Origin of the sequence: Mycobacterium sp. (assembly GCF_032162105.1) — a bacterium.
Classification (GTDB): domain Bacteria; phylum Actinomycetota; class Actinomycetes; order Mycobacteriales; family Mycobacteriaceae; genus Mycobacterium.
On the sequence record NZ_JAVRPS010000114.1, the window covers coordinates 1 to 4,999 of the forward strand.

Below are 4,999 nucleotides of genomic sequence, written 5' to 3' on the forward strand. Positions count from 1 at the left end.
GCAGCATTCGCACGACCGTCTCCCCCGTCTTGTGATCCAGGTTCGCCGTCGGCTCGTCGGCGAGGACGAGGGTCGGGTTACTGATGAGCGAGCGCGCGATGGCGGTGCGCTGCTGCTCACCTCCGGACATCTTGGTTGGCTGATGGTCCACCCGGTGACTAAGGCCGACCAGGTCGAGAAGTTCCAACGCCCTCTTGCGCAACGACTTTCGGTCGTAGGGCTCGAACATCAATGGCAGCTCGACGTTCTCCACGGCAGACAGGAACGGGATCAGGTTGTAGCTCTGGAAGATGAAGCCGATGGTGTCGTGCCGCAATGCGGCGAACTGGCTCTCGGTGAGCTTCGAGGTGTCCTTACCCGCGACCTTGACCGATCCCTTGGTGGGCCGGTCGAGTCCGCCGATGATATTGAGCAGTGTGGACTTCCCGCTGCCGCTCGGGCCCATCAGGCAGACGAATTCGCCTGGCATCACCTGTAGGTCGGCCGCCACCAGCGCCTTGACGACCTCGTCGCCGAGCTTGTGCAGCTTCCAAACGTCGGAGATCTCGATCACCGGCGTCTTGGCGGCACCGGACTTCTCGTCGACCGCCGTGGCGGCGGCGTCCGTGGTGTCCTTGGTGTCTTGTACGGCCGTCATGGCCTAACCTCCACTCGAGAGCGAACGGATGGGTGGGCGCGACGCTGCGTTCCACGTGGGCACGATGCTGGTGGTCAGCGCCGCCGCGATGCTCACCCCGACGGCGATGCCCGAGCCTGCGAGCACGCCCGCCAGTGACACTCCGGTCGGCGCCAACCCGGTGGCCCCCAGGATGATTGCGGTAACCGCGGCGAGGGCGGCGCCCGCGACGGCGCCGAGTACCGCGGCGATCACCGGCTCGACGAGCAGCGCTGCGATCACCGGCCCACGCGGGATGCCGTTCGCACCGAGCACGCCCAGTTCGCGGGTGCGGTGCGCAACGGTGCGGGTGGTGGCGACGGCCACCTCGACGACACCGACCAGCAACACGGTGACGGCGATGAGCACGACCGCGCGGCCGATCTGGTCGGCGTGGCCGAGCGACGCGGACTGCGCACGGATTCCGTCGGACATGCCGAACACGATCACGACCAGGAATGCGCCCGTGGCCGTCGTGATGACCGGCAGCACCATCTCCTTGATCCGGCGCCGGGCGGCCAGCCAGCCGTAGGACAGACCCTTGCTCAGCATGTTTCTCCCGTCGCTTCGCTCGCCCCGCACATCAGCGATCCCCCAGCAGATCGACGGGTCGTTGCTGCAGCAACCTGTGCACAGGGACCAGCGCGCCGACGATCGCCATCGCGGGTACGAAGGTGGCCACCATTCCGGCGGCCTGCAGCCACGCGACAAGCGTGGCGATGTCCGGAATCACCAGCGCCACAGCGGCTCCGGCGCCGAGCACGCCGACGAGGTAGGCCACCACGAAGGTGATCGCCGACTCGACGAGGAAGAAGTAGAGGACCTCGTCGGCGAGGCCGATGCTGGACATGATGCCGAACTCGCGCTTGCGTTCCTGGACGGCGGCCAGGAAGGAGGAGACCGCGATGATGAACCCGAGACCGAGTCCGATCGTGGAGATGAGCCCCAGCGTGGAGCTGGTCACCTTGCCCGAGAACAGGGCGGAGAACTTTTGCTCGAACGTCAGCGGGCCGTTGCCGCCGACGGTGTCGTAGATCAGCCCGGAGCCGTTCGGGTCGGGGGCCACCGCCGGATCCGACGTGGCAGGCAGACCCACCGCAGTGCCGAACGTCGGGCCGAGGTCGCGCCGCTTCTCTTCACCGGAGGGCGCGAGCACGGTCCACCACCCGTTCTCGCCGACGACGGAAGCCGCCAGGCCCGTCGCCACGGTGACGCTCTGGCCGCTGCCCGTGACGCTGACGGTCAGGCTCTGGCCGCCGACCACCACGCGGTCGCCAGGGGTCAGGCCAAGCCGGTCGGCCAGACCGGATCCCAAAACGGCCTGACCGCTGGGGATTTCGTCGCGTCCGCGCAGCGAGACCGGCATTCCGTTGATCTCCGTGACACCGGACAACGTGCGGGTCGCCTGCCAACCGTCTGACACCACGAGGGTCGGCGCGGCGCCGCCTGCGACGAGGGCCTGCGCATCGGGGTCGAAATGCACACCCGCGGCGGGCACCGCCCACAGCTGGGCGCCGCCGAGCACGTCGGTGACCGAGTCGGCCCCCGTGATGGCGAAACCCGCCGAGATCGTGCGGACGATGGTCACACAGGCGATCGCCAGTGCGATGCCGAGAACGGACAGCACGAACCGTTCGGGACGACGGCGGATGTTCGCCAGCGCGAAGCGGACGAGACACATGAACGTGCTCCCCGATGCCGCGGTGGCGAACGCCGGTGATCGAACGGTTGTGGGCGCAGAGGTCTCCACACGAAGGATGGTGAGATCGCTGTGTTTCGCCAATGGCTACGGCCAGTGTCGGCCAGGTTAACTCGCACCATGGCTGGTTACTTCGATGTGTCGTAGAGTCAACGGATTTCGTCGTCGCGACCCCGCAAGACGCAACATCGTGCCGTGCGCGAGTGCGCTGGCGCACCAAGCCGGTCGCCGGATCGGCACATCCGACACCTCGTCGGAGAAGGGCGACCGGGCACCGATATGGCCCGCACGGTCACCCAAGTCCGAACTGTCGCAGCCGTACTCGTCGTCGTTACCAAAATTGCCGGCTGACGCACCGAACCGTCGGACCGGACGCCGCCCCGGCCATCCACCGCCATGTTCGAATCCGCACCGCGCGGCGCCCGATGGCGAGCGTTCGACGGCTAGAGCTCGGCCGTCTGGATGCCGCGGAACGGGCTGGCCACTTCGAGCTCGTAGGCGAGCTCCAGCAGCGTGGCGTCGTGGCCCAGCTGCGCACTGAACATCATCCCGATCGGAAGCCCGCTCGCGGACTGCCCCAAGGGCAGCGAGATCGCCGGATCGCCGGTGACGTTCTGTAGCGGCGTGAACGCCACCCAGTCCACCAGCCGGTCGATGATCTGGTCGTAGTCGGCGGTGGGATCGAGATGGCCGATGCGGGGCGGCTCCTCGGCCAGCGTCGGCGTCAGCAGGACGTCATAGTCCCGCAGCTGCCCGAGCATGCGCCTGCGCAACGTCGCCAGGCGCGCGATCGCCGCTGGCAGGTGGTGCAGGTTGCGGCCGGCGTGCTTCTCCAGGCCCAGCGTCAGGTTGTCCAGCCGGGTGCGGTCGAAGGACTCGCCGAACCGCTTCTTGCCGCCGCGCACCAACGCCAGTGACAGCAACGCCCAGTACAGCAAGAAGTCGTCGATGAAGGATTGCGGCACCGGCGGTGCGCCGAGATGCTCGACGCGGTGGCCCATCCCTTCGAGCAGCGCGGCGGTCGTCAGCGTCACGTCCCGGACCTCTTGGCTGCATTCACGCTTGACGGACTTGGTGAACACGGCGATGCGCAAGCGATCCCGCCCCGGTCCGGTGACGTCGCCGATCGGCGCGAGTCTGGTGTTGCGCCAAACCTTTTCGGCCTCGCGGTAGAACGCGGCGGTGTCCCGGACCGACCGGGTGACCACCCCGTTGGCCACGATCCGGATCGGCATCTGGCGCACGTTCTTGTCCAGCGGCAGTCGGCCCCGCGATGGCTTGAGTCCGACCAGTCCGTTGCAGGAAGCCGGGATCCGGATCGATCCGCCGCCGTCGTTCGCGTGCGCGATCGGCACCACTCCGGCGGCCACGAACGCGCCGGACCCCGACGACGATGCTCCGGCGGTGCGGTCGGTGTTCCAGGGGTTGCGGACCGGCCCGAGTCGCGGATGTTCGGCTGAGGCGCTGAAGCCGAACTCCGACATCTGCGTCTTGCCCAGCGGGATCAGGCCGGTGGACAGATAGGCGCGGGCGAAGTCACCGTCGGCAGTCTCCGGTCGTGGGTGCCACGCATCGGCACCCTCCCCGGTGGGCATGCCCCCCACGGCGACGTTGTCCTTGACGAAGGTCGGCACGCCGTCGAAGTAGCCGCCGTAGACGTGCGTGGCGTCAGCACGGGTGCGGGCGCGATCGAACGCCTCGTAAGCCAGGCCGTTCAACTGCGGGTCGGCCTTCTCGGTGCGGGCGATGGCCGCCTCGACCGCATCCGTCGGCGACATTGCGCCCGACCTCAAGGCCTCCGCCACCCCCACGGCGTCCAACTCGCCCAGCGCGTCATCGTCGAACGCGGAAACCAACGTCATACCCCGACGCTAGCAATACACGTGTCTAATAGGGCCCGCCGGGTCACCGACCCAAATAGAAGCCCCGCGCCAACCGGGATCACCGGTAAGTGCGCGGGGCTTCCTCGAGAGCGGCGTGGTCAGCCGCTCAAGTCTCGTTGGGCGCTCAGGCCTGGCCGACCTCGAACCGGACGAACCGCGTCACGGTCACGCCGGCCTCGTCGAGCAGAGCCTTGACGGACTTCTTGTTGTCGGACACCGACGGCTGGTCCAGCAGCACGACGTCCTTGTAGAAGCCGGTCAGGCGACCCTCGATGATCTTCGGCAGGGCCTGCTCGGGCTTGCCCTCGTTGCGTGCGGTCTCCTCGGCGATGCGGCGCTCGTTGGCCACGAGGTCGTCGGGCACCTCGTCGCGCGTCAGGTACTTGGCCTTCAGCGCGGCGATCTGCAGGGCCACCGCGTGCGCGGCTTCTTTTCCGTTACCCGTGTACTCGACGAGAACACCCACCGCGGGCGGCAGATCGGCCGCCCGCTTGTGCAGGTACGTCTCGACAGTGCCGTCGAAGTACGCGACGCGACGCAGCTCGAGCTTCTCGCCGATCTTGGCCGACATGTCCGCGACGGCCTGCTCGACTGTGCTGTCGCCCGCCTTGGCGGCCTTCAGCGCGTCGACGTCAGTCGCCTTGGCCGCTGCCGCGGCGGTGACGACCAGGTCGGCGAGCGCCTGGAACTCGGCGTTCTTCGCGACGAAGTCGGTCTCGGAGTTGAGCTCGACCAGCGCGCCGTCCTTGGCCACCACCAGAC

At 68.0% G+C, this 4,999-nt stretch carries 5 protein-coding genes; all 5 read right to left on the bottom strand.

From position 1 onward, the window contains the following. Positions 1 to 637: ABC transporter ATP-binding protein (locus tag QOC69_RS05555; protein ID WP_526437196.1), on the bottom strand; the 637-nt coding region annotated here is incomplete at its 3' end. A 3-nt stretch (positions 638 to 640) separates the two neighbouring features. After that, positions 641 to 1,207, bottom strand: a complete 567-nt coding sequence (locus QOC69_RS05560) for an FtsX-like permease family protein (RefSeq protein WP_526437198.1) — start codon at positions 1,205 to 1,207, stop codon at positions 641 to 643. A gap of 31 nt (positions 1,208 to 1,238) precedes the next feature. Next, a complete protein-coding gene (locus QOC69_RS05565) occupies positions 1,239 to 2,336 on the bottom strand; it encodes an ABC transporter permease (RefSeq protein WP_526437200.1) in 1,098 nt (365 codons plus the stop codon). 461 nt (positions 2,337 to 2,797) lie between these two features. After that, positions 2,798 to 4,216 (bottom strand): amidase, encoded by a 1,419-nt coding sequence (locus tag QOC69_RS05570; protein WP_526437202.1) that lies wholly within the window; start codon positions 4,214 to 4,216, stop codon positions 2,798 to 2,800. 145 nt (positions 4,217 to 4,361) lie between these two features. Further along, positions 4,362 to 4,999, bottom strand: a 638-nt coding sequence (gene tsf / locus QOC69_RS05575) for a translation elongation factor Ts (protein WP_526437204.1), incomplete at its 5' end; no start/stop codon positions are given.

Bases quoted from the DNA above. Each gene is read 5' to 3' on its own strand.
- QOC69_RS05570 (WP_526437202.1), bottom strand. From the start codon at position 4,216: ATGACGTTGGTTTCCGCGTTCGACGATGACGCGCTGGGCGAGTTGGAC.
- QOC69_RS05560 (WP_526437198.1), bottom strand. From the start codon at position 1,207: ATGCTGAGCAAGGGTCTGTCCTACGGCTGGCTGGCCGCCCGGCGCCGG.
- QOC69_RS05565 (WP_526437200.1), bottom strand. From the start codon at position 2,336: ATGTGTCTCGTCCGCTTCGCGCTGGCGAACATCCGCCGTCGTCCCGAA.